Source organism: Meiothermus sp. (assembly GCF_025056915.1).
Lineage (GTDB): Bacteria > Deinococcota > Deinococci > Deinococcales > Thermaceae > Meiothermus.
Genome location: NZ_JANWVH010000190.1, coordinates 1 through 517, shown reverse-complemented (window position 1 = coordinate 517; position 517 = coordinate 1). Strand labels below are relative to the sequence as shown.

Genomic DNA, 517 nt, shown 5'->3' with positions numbered 1-517 from the left:
GCGCTGGCGGCTCGCCACCGACAGCTCAGTCACCCGCGAGGGCTGGTATGTGGACGACATCCGGATCCAGGGCTGCACCAGCACCCCGCCGCCGAACATCTTCGCTGACGGCTTCGAGGGGCCGTGATCCGCCCCTCCGGCCGGGGCTTGCGCTCCGGGCCGGACGATGGGCTGCCGCCCAGCCGAGAGGGGCGCCGTTAAGGGCTGCGCGCCCGCGGGCGGCGCGGCGCGGCGGCGGTCGCCGACGATCCGCCCGGCGCGAAGCTCGATCTCGCGCGCGGTCCGCGCGGCGAGGCGGGGGTCGTGGGTGACCACGAGAATGGTGAGTCCGCGCTCGGCGTTGAGCCGCGCGAGCAGCGCGAAGACCTCGTCGGCGGTGGCGGTGTCGAGGTTGCCGGTGGGCTCGTCGGCCAGCAGCAGCGCCGGCCCATGGATCAGGGCGCGGGCGATCGCCACGCGCTGCGGCTGGCCGCCGGAGAGCTCCGGGGGACGGCGCCGCATCGCCGCCCGGTCGAGG

Annotated in this window: 1 protein-coding gene; it reads right to left on the bottom strand. The window is 76.6% G+C overall.

All coding sequences use genetic code 11. The features are described 5' to 3' along the window. On the bottom strand, positions 1-517 hold a 517-nt coding region (locus NZN28_RS14610), incomplete at both ends, for an ATP-binding cassette domain-containing protein (protein WP_295399396.1).